The organism is Paenarthrobacter ureafaciens, from assembly GCF_004028095.1.
In the GTDB taxonomy this organism is placed as follows: domain Bacteria; phylum Actinomycetota; class Actinomycetes; order Actinomycetales; family Micrococcaceae; genus Arthrobacter; species Arthrobacter ureafaciens.
In genome coordinates this window covers 1-15,239 of the sequence record NZ_SBHM01000004.1, presented here as the reverse complement: position 1 = coordinate 15,239, position 15,239 = coordinate 1, and the positions used below count along the sequence as shown (strand labels likewise).

Genomic DNA, 15,239 nt, shown 5'->3' with positions numbered 1-15,239 from the left:
TCACCCGCTGGCAGCAGCACTAAACAAGAGGATTTCAATGACCGAGAACAGCAGCCAAACACCTGATGCCTTGGACGGGCTGAGCTACGAAGAGGCACGGGAACAACTGGTGGCCGTCGTTGGGCGGCTCGAGGCAGGCGGAGCAAGCCTCGAGGAGTCCCTGGCGTTGTGGGAGCGCGGAGAGGCCCTGGCCAAGCGCTGCGAGGAGTGGCTCGAAGGAGCACGGAAGCGCTTGGCGGCTGCCCGTGAACCGGGCAACGCCCCGGAGTAACCCGCAAAGCTTAGGATTCCGCCACGAGCGCTCGCTCTGCGGCAACGTCGAATTCTGCCTTGGGCCAATCCAACGACATCCCCCGCAGTGCCTCCAACAGCAACTCCTGGACAGCGATCCGTGCGTACCACTTCTTGTTGGCAGGAACTACGTGCCACGGAGCTGTGTCCGTAGAGGTTTCCGCAAAGGCAGCCTCGTACGCCTTCATGTAGTCATCCCAATGGGCCCGCTCGGTGAGGTCGCCACGGCTGTACTTCCAGTGCTTGCTGGGATCGTCCAAGCGGGCGATCAAACGCTCCTTCTGTTCGTCCTTACTGATGTTGAGCATGACCTTGACGATCGTGGTGCCTTGTTCGGTAAGCCTGGCTTCGAAATCGTTGATGGCTGCGTACCGCCGCTCCAGCTCCTTGGCGTCGGCCCAAGCATGGACGCGGTGGATGAGGACGTCCTCATACTGGGAGCGGTCGAAGACGCCCACCATGCCCGCGGCCGGAACCTGCTTCTCGATCCGCCACAGGAAATCGTGGGCTTTTTCCTCATCCGTGGGCGCTTTGAACGCCGTGAGGTGGACGCCTTGGGGATCCATGGCGCCGACGACGTGGCTGACGATCCCGCCCTTACCTGCGGTATCCATGGCTTGAAGGATCAACAGCAGGCGTTTGTCGCTGCCGAACTTACCTTCGGCAAACAGCTGTTCCTGAAGCTCAGCCAGCCTGTCGTCCTGCGCACCCAGCAAAGCCTTCCCGTCAACCTTGTTGCCTGTGTAGCCGGGCGTCGATTCGGGATCCACGCTTGCGAGCGTAAACCCCGAACCGACCTTCAACGTTTCTGCGGGACTCTTGGCGAACTCAACTGCAACCATGGCTAGCCTTTCTGCCGGACGACGCCCCCGTGGCGCCCTGGGATTCAGGCTAGTTGCCCGGATACCTCGACAGGAAGTCCGCCATGCGGCCGATTGCTTCCTCGATGTCCTTGACGTTGGGCAGCGTCACCATGCGGAAGTGGTCAGGGCGCACCCAGTTGAACGCCCTGCCGTGCGAGACAAGGATCTTCTGTTCCCTCAAGAGATCCAGGACAAACTTCTCGTCGTCCCGGATGTGGTAAACCTCCGGGTCCAGCTTGGGGAACAGGTAGAGGGCTCCCCTGGCTTGCTGCGTGCTCACACCCGGAATGGCGTTCAAGAGGTCGTGGGCTTTGTTGCGCTGCTCAAGGAGCCTGCCGCCGGGGAGGATGAGGTCGTTGATGCTCTGGTAACCACCCAGCGCCGTTTGGATGGCGTGCTGGGCCGGAACGTTCGCGCATAGGCGCATGTTCGCCAGGAGGTTGATGCCTTCAAGGTAGTCCGCGGCGTCCTTCTTGGGGCCGGAGATGGCCATCCAGCCGGCCCGGTAGCCACAAACGCGGTACGCCTTGGACAGTCCGCTGAACGTCAGGCACAGCACGTCATCGCCGGTCAGGCCCGCCAGGTTCACGTGGACGGCGTCTTCGTACAGGATCTTCTCGTAGATCTCGTCGGCGAAAATCACCAGCCCGTGCTTTTCGGCCAGGGCGACAATCTTCTTCAAGGTCTCTTCGGGGTAGACCGCTCCCGTGGGGTTGTTGGGATTGATGACGACGATGCCCTTGGTGCGTGGCGTGATCTTCGATTCCATGTCATCAAGATCCGGCTGCCATCCCGATTCTTCGTCGGTCAGGTAGTGGACGGGACGGCCGCCTGCCAAAGAGACGGACGCCGTCCACAAGGGGTAATCCGGGGTGGGGATGAGGACTTCGTCCCCGTCCTCGAGCAACGCCATGAGGGACATGGTGATGAGTTCGCTGACCCCGTTGCCCAGGTAGATATCATCCACATGGATGTTCTGGATGCCGCGCGTCTGGTAGTACTGCGACACGGCCGTACGGGCGGAGAAGATACCGCGGGAGTCACTGTAGCCCTGGGCATTGGGAAGGTGGCGGATCATGTCCACCAAGATGGCGTCAGGCGCTTCAAACCCAAAGGGTGCCGGGTTTCCGATGTTCAGTTTGAGGATCCTGTGACCCTCCGCCTCCATTTGCTGGGCGGCCTGAAGAATCGGTCCACGGATGTCGTAGAGGACATTATGAAGCTTGGTGGACTGCTTGAAATTCGCCATCCCTCAAATATGCCACAGGGGTCATGCGCTTCCGTTGAGACATCACTCACAGATAGACCGACGGCGGTGACAGACCCCCGCGGGTCCGTCACCGCCGTCGTACGCGGTTTCACCCAAGTGCTACTTGACGATGCCCTTGTCCTTCAGCCATGCGGCGGCAGCATCCTTGGCGCTCTGCTTCTGGTCACCGCTGACGGAGCGGTTCAGGTTGATCAGGTCCTCGGTGGTGAGGATCTTGGAAACGTTGTTGAGCGCTTCCTTCGCCTTGTCCGTCATCTTGGACTTGTTGTAGAGCGGGAGGACCTGCTGGGCCTTGAAGTTGTTCTTCGGATCTTCGAGGACCACGAGGTCGTTGTCGGCGATGGACGGGGTGGTGGTGTAGATGTCGGCCACCTGCACCTTGTCTTCCAGGAGTGCCTGGAGCGTCAGGTTGCCGCCGCCGTCGTTGAAGGGCTGCAGGCCCTTCAGTTCGCAGTTGTAGTTCTTCTTCAAACCGGGGAAGCCGTAAGCGCGTGTCTCGAAAGTGGCCGGCGCTGCCATGGTGAAGTCCTTGCACACCTTGGCGAGGTCCTCGATGGACTTCAACTGGTACTTTTCTGCCGTAGCCTTGGTGACCACCATTGCGTCCTTGGACTCGGCCTTCGCCGGTTCAAGGACGGCCAGCCCCTCGGGCAGCTTCCCCGGAAGGGCCTTGTAGACGTCTTCGGCCGAAACTTCGGTGGCCTCGGTGTCCACGTAGGACAGGAGGTTGCCGGAATAGTCCGGAACAATGTCCACCGAGCCGTCCTGGACGGCCTTGAAGTAGATCTCCCGCGAGCCGATGTTGGGCTTGGTGCTGGCTGTGACGCCGGCTGCGTTGAGCGCGCCGGCGTAGATCTCACCGATGACCTGGCTTTCAGGGAAGTCGGCCGAGCCCACTACCAGAGGAGCCCCGGAGTCCGCAGACCCGGTACCTGCCGAGGTGGAGGGCGAATCCAAGGGGGTGCCGCCACCGCATGCGCTCAGCGCAAGTGCCACACCGAGGCCGGCTGCCAGGCCGCCGAGGCCCCGGCGTGTAAGGGACGTGGGGTTGGTGTGTTTCATGATGTACCTCCTTGAACGGCAGCCCCTGCGGGAGCTGTGGCTGTGGAATCGGCGGTTGCCTTGTGGCTTCCGCGTGAATCGAGGGTGAGCCCCGGTGACAGGGCCAGGCGTTGAACGGCGGCGAGGATGAGGTCCACGGCGATCGCGAGGGCCGCGATGAGGAAGGAACCGGCAAGCATGCGCGGGAAGTCCTGCAGGACCAGCCCGTCGAACAAGTAGCGGCCAAAGCCGCCCAGGGGCAGGTAGGCGACCACCGACACTGTGGCGATCACCTGCAACACAGCTGTTCGGATACCGCCGAACATCACCTGCAGCCCGTTGGGCACCTCCACCTTGAACAGGATCTGGAGTTCGGTCATGCCCATGGCACGCGCCCCGTCCACTACTGAACGGTCAACGCTGGAAATGCCTGCGTACGTACCGGCGAGCAACGGCGGAACGGTGAGGATCACCAGGGCCCACACGGGAGGCATCAGTCCGCTGCCGGCCAGCAGTGCGAACAGCACCAGCAGACCCAGGGTGGGCAAGGCCCGCAAGGCGCCTGCCAAGGCTACGGCTACGACGCGCCCGCGTCCGGTGTGGCCGATGAAGAGTCCCACCGGAATGGAGATGGCAGCTGCAATCAGCAAGACCAGCCCGCTGTACTGCAGATGCTCGGCCAGGCGGACGGGGATACCGCCGCTGCCGCTCCAATGGAGTGGATCGGCCAACCATGCCACGGTGTCGGTGAAGACGTTGCTCATGCCGACGCCCCCGGTTCCGGACGGCTGACGACGGCGGTCCCTGCCTTTGGTTCGGTGACTGACGCCTGGGTGGCCGGGCGGCCGCCCGTTCCCGATGCCCGGGTCCACGGCGTCAGGACGCGTTCCAGGACCACCAGGATTCCGTCCATCACCAAGGCCAGCACCAGGATGGCGATGATGCCAACAACAACCTCAGTCACGAAGGTGCGCTGGAGGCCGTCCGTGAACAGGATTCCCAGGTTCCCCACTCCCAGCAGGGCGGCTACGCTCACCAGCGAAATGTTGCTGACCGAAACGACGCGAAGGCCGGCGAACAGGACCGGCAGGGACAACGGAAGGTCCACCTGGAAGAAACGGGCCAAAGGCTTGAAACCCATGGCGACGGCCGCGTTCCGGAGGTCGTCGTCCACGGAATCGAAGGCATCCATGGCTGCCCTGACCAGGAGTGCCACGGCATAGATAGTCAACGCCACAACGACGTTGAGGGGATCGAGGATCCGGGTGCCGAGGATGGTTGGCAGGATGATGAACAGCGCCAAGGACGGAATGGTGTAAAGCAGGGACGTGGCTGTGGCCACCACGGACCGCAGCGTACGGTTGCGGCGGGCCAATTGGGCCAGTGGGATGGAGATCAACAGTCCAAGGACCATGGGAACGACCGCCAGGACCAGGTGCTGTCCCGCGAGGCCGAACACCATTGCGCTGTTCGCGATGAACCACTCCATCAGGTGGCGTCCTCGCGGTGGCGGCGGACTTCCTCGATGAGGGCAAGGACTTCCGGCGCCTTGAGGACTCCGGCAACCCTGCCGTCGTCGTCCACTGCGACGCCCAACCCCGACGGCGAGGACAGTGCCGCATCCAAAGCCCGGCGCAGCGTGTCCCCCTTGCGGAACAGCGAACCCCCGGGAATGATGCCGGCGCCGTCGCGGGGCGATGACCAACCCAGAGGCCGGGAATCCTGATCCACCACCAGCGCCCACTCCCCCGATTCGCGGCCGGCGTGGTGCCCGTCGGAGACACTCACCATAGTGACGGGGTGCAGTTGCACGGAGTCGGCAGCGTTGAAGGCGAGGTGCCGGAAGCCCCGGTCCCTGCCCACGAAGGAGGCAACGAAGTCGTTGGCAGGTGCCCGGAGGATCTCTTCAGGTGCCGAGTACTGGGCCAGCTTTCCGCCCACGGCAAAGACCGCCACCTTGTCCCCCAGGACGGTCGCCTCGTCGATGTCGTGGGTGACGAACACGATGGTCTTGGCCAACTCCCGCTGCAGTCTCAGCAGTTCCTGCTGGAGCTCGTCGCGGACCACCGGATCCACGGCGCTGAAAGGTTCGTCCATGAGGAGGACCGGTGGATCGGCGGCGAGCGCACGGGCTACGCCAACGCGCTGCTGCTGTCCGCCGGACAACTGTGACGGGTACCGTTTGCCGAGGCTGGAAGCCAGCCCGACGACGTCGAGCAGTTCAGCGGCGCGTTTCCGCGCCGCTGCCTTGGGCACGCCGTTGAGCCGGGGAACCGTGGCGATGTTGTCCAGGACGGATCGGTGGGGAAGCAGGCCTGCTGACTGCATGACGTAGCCCATGGAGCGGCGGAGTTGCGCCGCCGGAACGTGGGAAACGTCTTTGCCGTCCACCGTGATGGAGCCTGAAGTGGGCTCCACCATGCGGTTGATCATCCGGAGCGAGGTGGTCTTGCCGCAGCCCGAGGGACCGACGAAGACTGTGATGGCGCCTTTGTCGATGGACATGGTCAGATCGTCAACCGCCGGCTGTCCCCCCTGGTACCGCTTGGTCACGCTCTGGAACTCAATCATGGCTTCAGCCATACCTGGGCTTACCTATCTGTAAGTCGACATCCTCGGACGGTAGAGCCAAATGATCATAAGCACACTGACTTTGGCTGTAAAGCCGATCTTCCCCCAGAGTAGCCAGCGGGCCTTGCGATGTCAGCGGCGCCACGTATTCCGTAATGAATCGGCAATAATCGTCACCGCTTCCGGCGCTTTCCCTTCCTGGCCGACCTCTCCTCAGCCCGATCATGGCGGTACCTTTCGGCGGCGCGTTGCCCTCGTTCGGCCGACACCACTTTCTGGTGCCATTCCCGCTGGTAGGCACGGCGCGCAGCAGCGTCGTGCTTCCGGTTGAGTGCGGCCAATTCTCGTTGCAGTTTCAGGTAGCTGTCCCACCTCCGCTGGTCCAGGGAACCGACGGCCAGGGCCTCCAGCACAGCACAGCCAGGCTCTGCCTGGTGGGAGCAATCAGAGAACCTGCATTGTTCAAAAAGCTCTTCCAGATCGCCGAACATCTCTTCCATGCCGTCGTCAGCATCAAAGAGGCCGAAGCCGCGGACTCCGGGCGTGTCCATCAGCACGGCTCCACCGGGGAGGGGAACCAGTTCACGGGACGTCGTGGTGTGCCTGCCCTTGCCGTCGCCGGCGCGTACTGCACCCGTGGCCTGCTGCCGGCTCCCCGTGAGCGCGTTGATGAGCGTGGATTTACCGGCACCGGAGGGTCCCAACATCACGAGGGTCGCCCCCGCCGGGATGTGCCTCAGGAGCTCGTCGATGCCGTCGCCCTGTTCCGCCGAGGTGGTGACAACGTCCACGCCGGCTGCCTGCAGCAGCACTTCCCCCACGACGTCGTCTGCGATGTTGGCAAGGTCCGCCTTGGTGATGACCACCAGCGGCGTTGCCCCTGAATCCCAAGCGGCTACGAGGGTTCGTTCGAGCCGGTTGTGGGTCAGTGGACGGTCCATGGGGACCACTACCGCCACGATGTCGATGTTTGCCCCGAGGACCTGCTCCTCGGAGGAGGACTCGAAGGCGCGTTTACGGCTAAGTGCCGACAGGCGCGGGAGGATCGCGACGACGGCAGGCTCACCTGCCGTGTTACGGCCCAGCCAGACCCAGTCGCCCGTGGCAGGGGCAGGCCCGTGGGAGGGGTACGGCAGGTGCAGCAGGCACTCGCCGGATGCGACAAGGACTCGGTTCCTGTCCAGCCTGACGATCCGGCCGGGCGTGCAATCTCCCTTCTCCGGGACGGGGTTGTCGCGGAAATGCCCGGCCGTGGCGGGAGTGAAACCGTATTCGATGGGGCCATGAGCCGGCGGAGCTGCGCTGTTTACAGCCGCGCTGTTTTCAGTAATGGAGCGGTCGCTTGATGAAGCGTAAGTATGCAATTCAGTGCCTCTTGTGAGGCCCGGCAGACCTAGCTCTGGCAGGTGGATGCCGGGACGTGGGTGGTGGTGTGATGATGCGCCGCGACTGTGAGCGGGGCGCGCAGTACTATGGCAGTCATCAAATCCACCTCCCCGGCATCAGGACCGGCCTCTTAGCAGCCGTCAGTGTCCAAACAATTGGCAACAGGGTTCAGGATAGCCAGCTTCGGAGGTCCTGACGAGACCTCAAGACCCGATTGGCGCGGGCTTTCCAGCTTTGGGTCGAGCCGGGATGTTCGGCATCAGCCCAGCTCGGCCGCGGCTATGGGACCTGCCTCGGCCGGCCCCAGGTCCGGTTTTTCCCGGAGTTCGACGACGTTCCCCGCCTTCTCCAATTCGAGGACCCTGATGCTGTTGAGGCCAGCCCTCAGCAAAGGGGCCGGTGCATACAGCGCTGCTTGCGGGCCTTTGTTCCAGAAACGGCCAAGGAGGAAACCGTTGAGCCAGATGAATCCCTTGGTGGACTGCGGAAGGGCAATATGGGTATCCGCCGGCTCGGATACTTCAAAGGAGGCTTCGGCAAGACCCTGAAGGTTCTCCTGCGTCCAATCGGCCAACGCAACAGGGGTCTGCGTCCAATGGAATGTATAGCGCTGGTTGATCAGGACGCCGCCCAGGATGCCCTTGCCGTGCCCCGTCAAAGGACCGTAGTTGATGCGGCCCAGGTTCTCGACGAGGATTTCCAGTTTGGCCGGGGCACCCTCTCCGGTGACGGCAATTCCTTCAGTGCCCGTGACGTCATCCAGGACCCCCACGTAACGGCCATCGACCCGGAGGTACGCGCGATCGTTCAGCCCGGAAATCCTGATGCGGCTTTCCGCAGGAGCGCCCGGTCGGCCCGGGAGGATCGCCGTTGCCTCGTAAAGCACCATGCCGCCGTCGAGCCCCAGCTCCTCGAAGCTGAGCGGCCTGACGCTGGTGACCGGCTTGCCGGAACCGCGGGCCGAATCCCACAGGCCCTGGCCTTCCGAGAGCGTCAGCGTGCGGGCGGGGAGAACCGGAGGCGGGGTCAGAAGATCGGCGGGCGGCTCGGGGAGGTCCTGGATTCCCTGCGCCCGGTGGAACTCCCGCCGGAAGGCATGGAACTTCGGTGTGAGGCTGCCGTCCTCGGCGATCGGAGCGTCGGAGTCGTAGCTTGTGACCGTGGGTTGGAGCAGGCGGCCGTCATGGTTGCTGCCGGAGCCCAGGCCGAAGTTTGTTCCTCCGTGGGCCATGTAAACGCAGAGGGAACCACCGGGCTCGAGGATGCGGCGAGCCTCGGCGGCCGCTTCTTCGGGGTCCCGCCGGTGATGGTGCTCGCCCCAATGGTCAAACCATCCACCCCAAAATTCCACCGTGAAGAAAGGTTCTCCCGGCCGCCGCCGCTTCCATGTTTCGATGGCTTCATCACCGCGGCTCCCCAACGTAGCCGCGGCCCACGTACCCTCTATCGAGCCGCCGTCGAGGAAGTAGTCCGTGCCTCCGTCTGCCGTAAAGAGCAGCTCAGTGATGCCGCGCTCCTGGAGCGCTTGGCGGTTCCACCGCAGGTAGTCGTGGTCGTCCCCGTAACTGCCGTATTCGTTCTCGATCTGCACCGCAACCACAGGCCCTCCCTGCGATGCCTGCCGGGAGGCAACAATGGGTAGCAGATGGTCAAACCACTCCTCCACAGCCTCCGTGAAGTCCGGGTCCATGCACCGCAGCCCGATCCCGTGCATGCCGGTCAGCCACGCCGGGAAGCCGCCGTTGTCCCATTCGGCGCAAATGTAGGGGCCGGGCCGGACAATGACGTCCAGGCCTTCCCCGGCAGCGGTATCGATGAAGCGTCCCAAATCCCGCCAGCCCGTGAAATCCGGGGCCTGGTCCTTCTTTGGCTGATGGAAGTTCCACGCGACGTAGGTGTCAACCGTGTTGGCTCCCATGGCTTTGAGGCGGCGGAGCCGGTCCTGCCACAGCTCGGGGTGGACACGGAAGTAGTGGATGGCTCCAGCGAGGATGCGATACGGTTCACCCGAACGGTAGAGCACGGCGTCGTGGTAGCTCAGGAGGGCTTTGCTCACGCTGAACAGATTAGCTCAAATTCCAACATTTATGCACAGGTGATGAGATGACCAACTTGGAACCGGCCCCCACAGAGCAGGTATGTCCCGCCGCAGTCGAAGGACAGGGCCCGTGTGTGCAGTTGTGGCCGGAACGTGAAGTGCCGCTTGGCGGCGTGCGGGCGATGAACGTCTACCGCACGCTGCCGCAACGGGGACTGCCCACGGTGGGTGCCTGGTGCTTCCTTGACAGCTTCGGGCCGGACCGCGTCGCCATGAGCGTTCTCCCCCACCCCCACTGTGGGCTCCAGACGGTCACGTGGCCCTTGGAGGGAGCGGTGCGGCACCGCGACAGTGTTGGCAGCGACGTCGTGGTCAAGCCGGGCGAATTGAACATCATGACCGCGGGAAACGGCATCTCGCATTCGGAGTTCTCGGTCCTTCCTGCAACGCAGGAAGAAATTCCGATGTCCCGAGGACTGCAGCTGTGGGTAGCCCTCCCCGACGCACACCGGCACCGCGAACCGTCCTTTGAGCAGCACCGGGATTTGCCCGTGGTCAACGGCGAGGGTTTCACCGCCACCGTAATGGTGGGCGAATTCGGCGGAGCGCTCTCCCCTGCCACCATGTTCAGCCCCATTGTTGGTGCTGACATCACGGGCTCGGGCGCGCTGGCATTGCCGCTGCGGCCTGAATTTGAGCACGCGGTCCTGGTCCTTGACGGGCAGCTGGTGATCGACGGCGTGAACGTCACCGCCGGGCCACTGGCCTACCTGGGCGCCGGACGGAACGAACTGCGGGTGGAGGCCGAACCGGACACCCGCTTCATGCTGCTGGGCGGCGAGCCCTTCGGCGAGGATCTGCTGATGTGGTGGAACTTTGTGGGCAGAACCCACGACGAAGTGGAAAAAGCCCGCGAAGAATGGGAGGCGCAGGGATTGCTCGACGACAACGCTGCCGCCACCGCGCGCTTCGGGCTGGTCCGCGGCCACGGACCGGATGCCGGGCCCGAAGCGGGCCGGATTCCCGCTCCGCCCTTGCCGGGAGTCAGGCTGAAGCCGCGCACCAGGGGCCCGCAGGAATGACCGACGCCCGCTGGCGCTGACCGTCAGCCGCGCTGTTCGGCCACGAGCCGTGGCACGCCGAACACGGGGTCTTGATCCAGGATCCGGACGTCCGTGATGCCGCGTTCAGCCAAACGGGCCTTGAACGCCTCCTGGATTGGCACCACGTTCATCCCCAAGCCGCTGCCGAGGATCACCGGTCCGTCCAGGCCCAGTTGACGCACGGCTTGGGCGGCAAGGTCCGCGAGGTCGTTGCCCGCTTGGACGAGCAACCGTTGGCTGGTTTCATCGCCTGCGGCGGCCGCCTCCACAACAAGCCGGGCCTGCTGCGCCCAATACCGGCGACCAGTGTCCGGGGAGTGGAAAAGGGCGATCAGCTTTCCCGGATCATCAACGCCGCAGGAGTCCAACAACGCCTGGCTCAACGCGTCAGGCTCCAGGCCCTGGTTCATGCGCCTCAGGCTGTGGCGTACGGCTTCCCTGCCCAACCAGTAACCGCTGCCCTCGTCCCCCAACAAATAGCCCCACCCACCGGCACGGGCTTCCTCGCCGGCCTGGTTCCGGCCCCAGGCAGCCGAACCGGTGCCCGCAATGACAGCCACGCCCGTACTCGCTCCACCGGCTGCCAGCAGGAGCCGCGAATCGTGCACCACCGTGATCCGGGCACCCGGCACATGGGGCGCTATGAGATCCGCGAGCGCCTTGGCGCCTTCATCAGTGTCAATCCCGCCGGATCCTGCGTAGACCTCCTCCACGGCGCCCCCGCCGATCTTCGCGAACAATTCGGCCAGGTTGGCCTTCGCCTGTTCCCGGGTGACGTTCTGGACGTTGGAGCTCCCTGCACTCTCATCCCGGACGGGAACGCCGTCCTGGAACCTGACGCCGCGTGTCTTGGTGCCGCCAATGTCCAGCCCGATCACCGTGCGGGCCGGGGCGGCCAGGCCAGAGGAGGAGTTGGAAGGGGAATGGCTTGCGGAGTCAAGATTGTTCACCGTGAAAGACTAGCTTGGAGCGCCCCTAGGAGAAACCGCCATGCCCTTGTTCGACACTCCCTTCATCGCGGCACCCATGGCCGGCGGAACATCCACCACGGCACTGGTCCGCGCTGTCCAGGAAGGAGGCGGCCTGGGCTTCCTGGCGGCCGGTTACAAGAGTCCCCAGGCCATGGTGGCGGAGATTGCCGCCGCCCGGTCCGAAGGCCTCCGCTTCGGCATGAACGTCTTTGTGCCCGACCCCGGCCAACTCCACCCCGGCCCCGCAGTCCTGGCACAGCTGGAGGCCTACCGGGCGGAACTGCAACCTGACGCCGAGCGCTACTCAGTGACCTTGCCCCCGCTGCGCCTGGATGACGACGACGCATGGCAGGAAAAGATCGACGCTCTTCTGGCAGATCCGGTTGAATACGTCAGCTTCGCCTTCGGGCTCCCCGGCACCTCCGTGGTCAAAGCCTTGCAGAAGGCAGGGAGCGTCGTGATCACCAGCGTGACCACCGTCGAAGAGGCCCGGGCGGCCGCTGAAGAAGGCCCGGACGCGCTGGCCGTCCAGCACAGTTCGGCAGGAGGCCACACCACCGCCTTCCTCCCGCGCGGTGCCGGGAGCGCCACCGCACCAGGAACGACGGCGGCGCTCGTCACCCAGGTGCGATCCGCCGTCGAGCTTCCCTTGATAGCCGCAGGCGCCATCACTGATGGCGAGGCCCTCAGGGAAGCTCTCGCCGCAGGCGCTTCGGCAGTTCAGGTTGGCACCGCCCTGGTCCGGACCGAGGAAAGCGGTGCCCGGCAAACACACAAAGACGCCTTGGGCGATGCGCAATTCAGGGAGACTGCAATGACGCGTGCGTTCACCGGCCGCCTGGCGCGTTCCTTGGTGAACGACTTCGTCCGCGATCACGCCAACGCACCTGTTGGGTATCCGGCCATCCACCACCTGACAGCACCCGTGCGTGCCTCCGCGTCGGCCGCCGGCGACCCGCACCGCCTCAATCTGTGGGCCGGAACCGGTTGGCGGACCGCCCGGACCGGCTCAGCAACCGACGTCGTCAAGGACTTCCTCGGCGGGGCATAACCTGAAACGGTGACAAAAGCACCTGACACCACTGCCGCAACCGATACCTGGGACGGCCACCCCAAAGGCTCCAGTGGCTACCGCCGGATCCTGGCGGCCCTGGCAATGGCAGGTGTAGCCACGTTCGCCCAGCTGTATTCCACCCAAGCAGTCCTGCCCCTTATGGCCGCTGACCTCCGCATCTCCGCTGCCGACGCGGCACTCAGCATCTCCCTGGCCACCGTGGGCCTGGCCGTCACCGTCCTCCCTTGGTCTTTCCTCGCCGACCGCATCGGCCGGGTCCGCGCCATGGCAATCGGAATCGGCGCCGCCACCATCCTTGGACTGCTGGTTCCACTCGCACCCACCGTTCCGGTCCTCCTGGGCCTGCGGGCGCTGGAGGGCATGGCATTGGGAGGAATTCCCGCAATTGCCATCGCCTACTTGAACGAGGAAGTCACCAAAATCCACACGGCCCTCGCCGCCGGCAGCTACGTGGCCGGAACAACCCTGGGCGGATTGGCCGGACGGCTGGTGGCCGGGCCCGTGGGCGAGCTGTGGGGGTGGCGGGCGGCTGCGCTCGCGGTGGCCGTGCTGGCCACGTTGTCAGCAGTCCTCTTCCTGCTCTTGGTCCCCAAACAGCGGCGCTTCACACCGGCTCCTGTCCAAGGCCTTCGGGGCGCGTGGCGCACCTTGAGCGGACACGCAACCAACCCCAAGCTCTTCGCCCTCTACCTTCAGGCCTTCCTGCTCATGGGCGGTTTTGTGGCGGTCTACAACTACCTGGGCTTCCGCCTGCATGCCGAACCGTTCAATCTTCCAGCGACGCTGGTCAGCCTCATTTTCCTGGCCTATCTCTCAGGCACGGTGACGTCACGGTGGGGAGCGGGACTGACGACGCGGTTTGGTCGCCGCAACGTGCTCCTGGCCGGCATCGGCGTGATGTGCGCCGGGCTTGCCCTGACTCTTTTCGATAACCTCGTGGCCACCTTGGCCGGACTCGTGGTCTTTACCGGTGGCTTCTTTGCCGCGCACAGCGTTGGGTCAGGATGGACAGGGGCGATCGCCACGAAAGGCCGGGCACAGGCTGCTTCGCTGTATAACCTCTCCTACTACATGGGCTCGAGCATCATCGGATGGGCGGGCGGGCTCGCCTTCCAGGCCTATGGCTGGACAGCTTTGGCGTTGGCCGTGACCGCCCTGGCCGTCACGACGGCGGTTGTCACCGCGGTGGTTCACCGAACGGTTCCCCAGGGCTAATGACAGGCTGGTTTCGGCGCGGAACCCCCTACAATCAGTCTCATGGCACAGGTCACCAGGCCCCGGGAACTGTCCTCGCCGGAGCGGCTTCAGGCATTTACCGACGCTGTTGTGGCGATTGCCCTGACGTTGCTGATCCTCCCGCTCATGGAGAGCGTGGGCGACCTCGCCGATGAGGAAGGAACTACCGCCGAATGGTTCGACCGTGAGCGGTTTGCGTTGCTGGGCTTCGCTCTGAGCTTCCTTCTGATCGCAGTTTTCTGGGTTCACCACCACCGTCTCTTCCGGGTAGTGCGCCGCGTGGATTCCGGTTTGCTCTGGCTGACCGTGGGGTGGATGTTTACCATCGTCTGGATGCCGGTGGCCACTGCCCTGTCAACACAGATGCATCCGGACTGGGCCCAACCACTGGTCTACATCGGCACCTTGCTGGCCACCAGTGTCATGCTCCTGGCCGCCCGCCTGCACTTGCGCCGCCACCCGGACCTCCACACCATGGACCGCGTGGAGTCCGCGGCCGGAATCCGTTCCGGGGCCATTGTGGCAGGCCTCTTCTTCCTGGCGCTGATCGTTGCCCTCATCGCTCCCGGCCTCGGCAATCTGCCGTTGATCCTCATGGTGGCCAGCGAACCGCTGCAGCGGCTCTCCACCAGGCGCCTCGAGAGAGCGGCAACCGCTTAGTTGCAGGGAATTCACCGCTATGATGAACAAACGGTAATTTCAGGAGGACAAGTGAGCAGCGCCGCGAAGAATGTTCGATCCAGCCCGGGTAACGCGGAGCCGCTGGACGCTATCGACGAGCGAATCCTTGCCGCCCTGGTGGAGGACGCCCGCATCTCCAACAAACAACTGGCCGAACTGGTGGGCATAGCCCCTTCCACGGCGCTGATGCGGACCCGGGCTTTGTCAGAGCGCGGCATCATCGAAGGGTTCGAGGCCGTGCTGAGCCTGCCCGCAATCGGCCGTTCGGTCCAAGCACTCATCGCCGTGCGCCTCCGCGCCCACGACCGCGATCAGATCGACCGCTTTACCGCCCGTGTGCCCAAGCTGCCGGCAGTGATTTCCACGTTCCACACCACGGGTTCCGTCGACTACCTGCTGCACATCGCCGTCGCCAATACGGACGATCTCCGCAACTGGCTTCTGGACAATCTGGCCACCGACCCCGTAGTGGGCCATACGGAAACAACCATGGTTTTCCAGCACATCCCGGGCAACCGGGGTCCGCTCCCCGGGTAAGCACGGCTGGACCGGGCCGCCCACGTGCGCGACCGGCGTCGTTAGCCCCTTCCGGGCAACCCGCAGCGAAACGGCGGCGAGCAGCAGCGCCGCCACCCCGCACAGGGCCGTGAAACCCACGACGGCGGCCTGGAGGCCTACGGCCGTGACGGCGAGTCCCAGCCCAATCACCGGGA

At 64.4% G+C, this 15,239-nt stretch carries 15 protein-coding genes; 6 read left to right on the top strand and 9 right to left on the bottom strand.

Annotation, left to right across the window (positions count from 1 at the left end):
* Positions 1-37: 37 nt before the first annotated feature.
* Positions 38-271 (top strand): exodeoxyribonuclease VII small subunit, encoded by a 234-nt coding sequence (locus tag AUR_RS00920; RefSeq protein WP_021472526.1) that lies wholly within the window; start codon positions 38-40, stop codon positions 269-271.
* Positions 272-281: 10 nt separating this feature from the next.
* Here the strand turns inward: AUR_RS00920 and AUR_RS00915 are convergent, their stop codons facing one another.
* From AUR_RS00915 to AUR_RS00880, 8 genes are all read right to left on the bottom strand, one after another.
* Positions 282-1,133 carry a polyphosphate kinase 2 family protein gene (locus tag AUR_RS00915; protein ID WP_021472525.1) on the bottom strand — a complete coding sequence of 284 codons (852 nt, stop codon included), beginning with the start codon at positions 1,131-1,133 and terminating at the stop codon, positions 282-284.
* Between the two features lie 49 nt (positions 1,134-1,182).
* A complete protein-coding gene (locus tag AUR_RS00910) occupies positions 1,183-2,403 on the bottom strand; it encodes a pyridoxal phosphate-dependent aminotransferase (RefSeq protein WP_021472524.1) in 1,221 nt (406 codons plus the stop codon).
* Positions 2,404-2,523: 120 nt separating this feature from the next.
* Complete coding sequence (locus AUR_RS00905; RefSeq protein ID WP_021472523.1) at positions 2,524-3,486, bottom strand: ABC transporter substrate-binding protein; 963 nt, start codon at positions 3,484-3,486, stop codon at positions 2,524-2,526.
* Positions 3,483-4,229 (bottom strand): ABC transporter permease, encoded by a 747-nt coding sequence (locus tag AUR_RS00900; RefSeq protein ID WP_062097388.1) that lies wholly within the window; start codon positions 4,227-4,229, stop codon positions 3,483-3,485. The genes AUR_RS00905 and AUR_RS00900 overlap by 4 nt, the downstream gene beginning before the upstream one ends.
* Positions 4,226-4,954, bottom strand: coding sequence for an ABC transporter permease (locus tag AUR_RS00895; protein ID WP_021472521.1), 729 nt, complete (start codon positions 4,952-4,954; stop codon positions 4,226-4,228). Before AUR_RS00895 ends, AUR_RS00900 begins: the two co-directional genes overlap by 4 nt.
* Positions 4,954-6,048: an ABC transporter ATP-binding protein gene (locus AUR_RS00890; RefSeq protein WP_062097390.1), complete on the bottom strand. Its 1,095-nt coding sequence runs from the start codon at positions 6,046-6,048 to the stop codon at positions 4,954-4,956. The genes AUR_RS00895 and AUR_RS00890 overlap by 1 nt, the downstream gene beginning before the upstream one ends.
* Positions 6,049-6,209: 161 nt before the next feature.
* Complete coding sequence (gene rsgA, locus AUR_RS00885) at positions 6,210-7,400, bottom strand: ribosome small subunit-dependent GTPase A (RefSeq protein WP_062097392.1); 1,191 nt, start codon at positions 7,398-7,400, stop codon at positions 6,210-6,212.
* A gap of 281 nt (positions 7,401-7,681) precedes the next feature.
* Complete coding sequence (locus AUR_RS00880) at positions 7,682-9,478, bottom strand: glycoside hydrolase family 35 protein (RefSeq protein ID WP_062097393.1); 1,797 nt, start codon at positions 9,476-9,478, stop codon at positions 7,682-7,684.
* Between the two features lie 47 nt (positions 9,479-9,525).
* Between AUR_RS00880 and AUR_RS00875 the strand changes: the two genes are divergently transcribed.
* Entirely contained in the window at positions 9,526-10,542 is a 1,017-nt protein-coding gene (locus AUR_RS00875) for a pirin family protein (RefSeq protein WP_062097395.1), read from the top strand.
* Between the two features lie 23 nt (positions 10,543-10,565).
* On the opposite strand, the gene AUR_RS00870 is transcribed toward AUR_RS00875, so the two are convergent.
* Complete coding sequence (locus tag AUR_RS00870; RefSeq protein ID WP_062097397.1) at positions 10,566-11,513, bottom strand: N-acetylglucosamine kinase; 948 nt, start codon at positions 11,511-11,513, stop codon at positions 10,566-10,568.
* Between the two features lie 40 nt (positions 11,514-11,553).
* On the opposite strand from AUR_RS00870, the gene AUR_RS00865 reads away from it, so the two are divergent.
* Genes AUR_RS00865 through AUR_RS00850 form a run of 4 tightly spaced genes read left to right on the top strand, consistent with a single transcriptional unit; the run spans position 11,554 to position 15,063 of the window.
* The gene (locus AUR_RS00865) at positions 11,554-12,585 is read left to right on the top strand and encodes a nitronate monooxygenase (RefSeq protein ID WP_062097399.1); all 1,032 of its coding nucleotides are present in this window, start codon (positions 11,554-11,556) and stop codon (positions 12,583-12,585) included.
* Between the two features lie 9 nt (positions 12,586-12,594).
* Entirely contained in the window at positions 12,595-13,824 is a 1,230-nt protein-coding gene (locus tag AUR_RS00860) for an MFS transporter (protein ID WP_062097401.1), read from the top strand.
* Positions 13,825-13,866: 42 nt separating this feature from the next.
* Positions 13,867-14,505 (top strand): TMEM175 family protein, encoded by a 639-nt coding sequence (locus AUR_RS00855; RefSeq protein WP_062097403.1) that lies wholly within the window; start codon positions 13,867-13,869, stop codon positions 14,503-14,505.
* Positions 14,506-14,556: 51 nt separating this feature from the next.
* A complete protein-coding gene (locus tag AUR_RS00850; protein ID WP_021472511.1) occupies positions 14,557-15,063 on the top strand; it encodes an Lrp/AsnC family transcriptional regulator in 507 nt (168 codons plus the stop codon).
* Positions 15,064-15,239: the final 176 nt, after the last annotated feature.

Coding starts and splice junctions, on each gene's coding strand:
- AUR_RS00920 (WP_021472526.1), top strand. CDS start 38: ATGACCGAGAACAGCAGCCAAACACCTGATGCCTTGGACGGGCTGAGC.
- AUR_RS00915 (WP_021472525.1), bottom strand. CDS start 1,133: ATGGTTGCAGTTGAGTTCGCCAAGAGTCCCGCAGAAACGTTGAAGGTC.
- AUR_RS00910 (WP_021472524.1), bottom strand. CDS start 2,403: ATGGCGAATTTCAAGCAGTCCACCAAGCTTCATAATGTCCTCTACGAC.
- AUR_RS00905 (WP_021472523.1), bottom strand. CDS start 3,486: ATGAAACACACCAACCCCACGTCCCTTACACGCCGGGGCCTCGGCGGC.
- AUR_RS00900 (WP_062097388.1), bottom strand. CDS start 4,229: ATGAGCAACGTCTTCACCGACACCGTGGCATGGTTGGCCGATCCACTC.
- AUR_RS00895 (WP_021472521.1), bottom strand. CDS start 4,954: ATGGAGTGGTTCATCGCGAACAGCGCAATGGTGTTCGGCCTCGCGGGA.
- AUR_RS00890 (WP_062097390.1), bottom strand. CDS start 6,048: ATGGCTGAAGCCATGATTGAGTTCCAGAGCGTGACCAAGCGGTACCAG.
- AUR_RS00875 (WP_062097395.1), top strand. CDS start 9,526: ATGACCAACTTGGAACCGGCCCCCACAGAGCAGGTATGTCCCGCCGCA.
- AUR_RS00865 (WP_062097399.1), top strand. CDS start 11,554: ATGCCCTTGTTCGACACTCCCTTCATCGCGGCACCCATGGCCGGCGGA.
- AUR_RS00855 (WP_062097403.1), top strand. CDS start 13,867: ATGGCACAGGTCACCAGGCCCCGGGAACTGTCCTCGCCGGAGCGGCTT.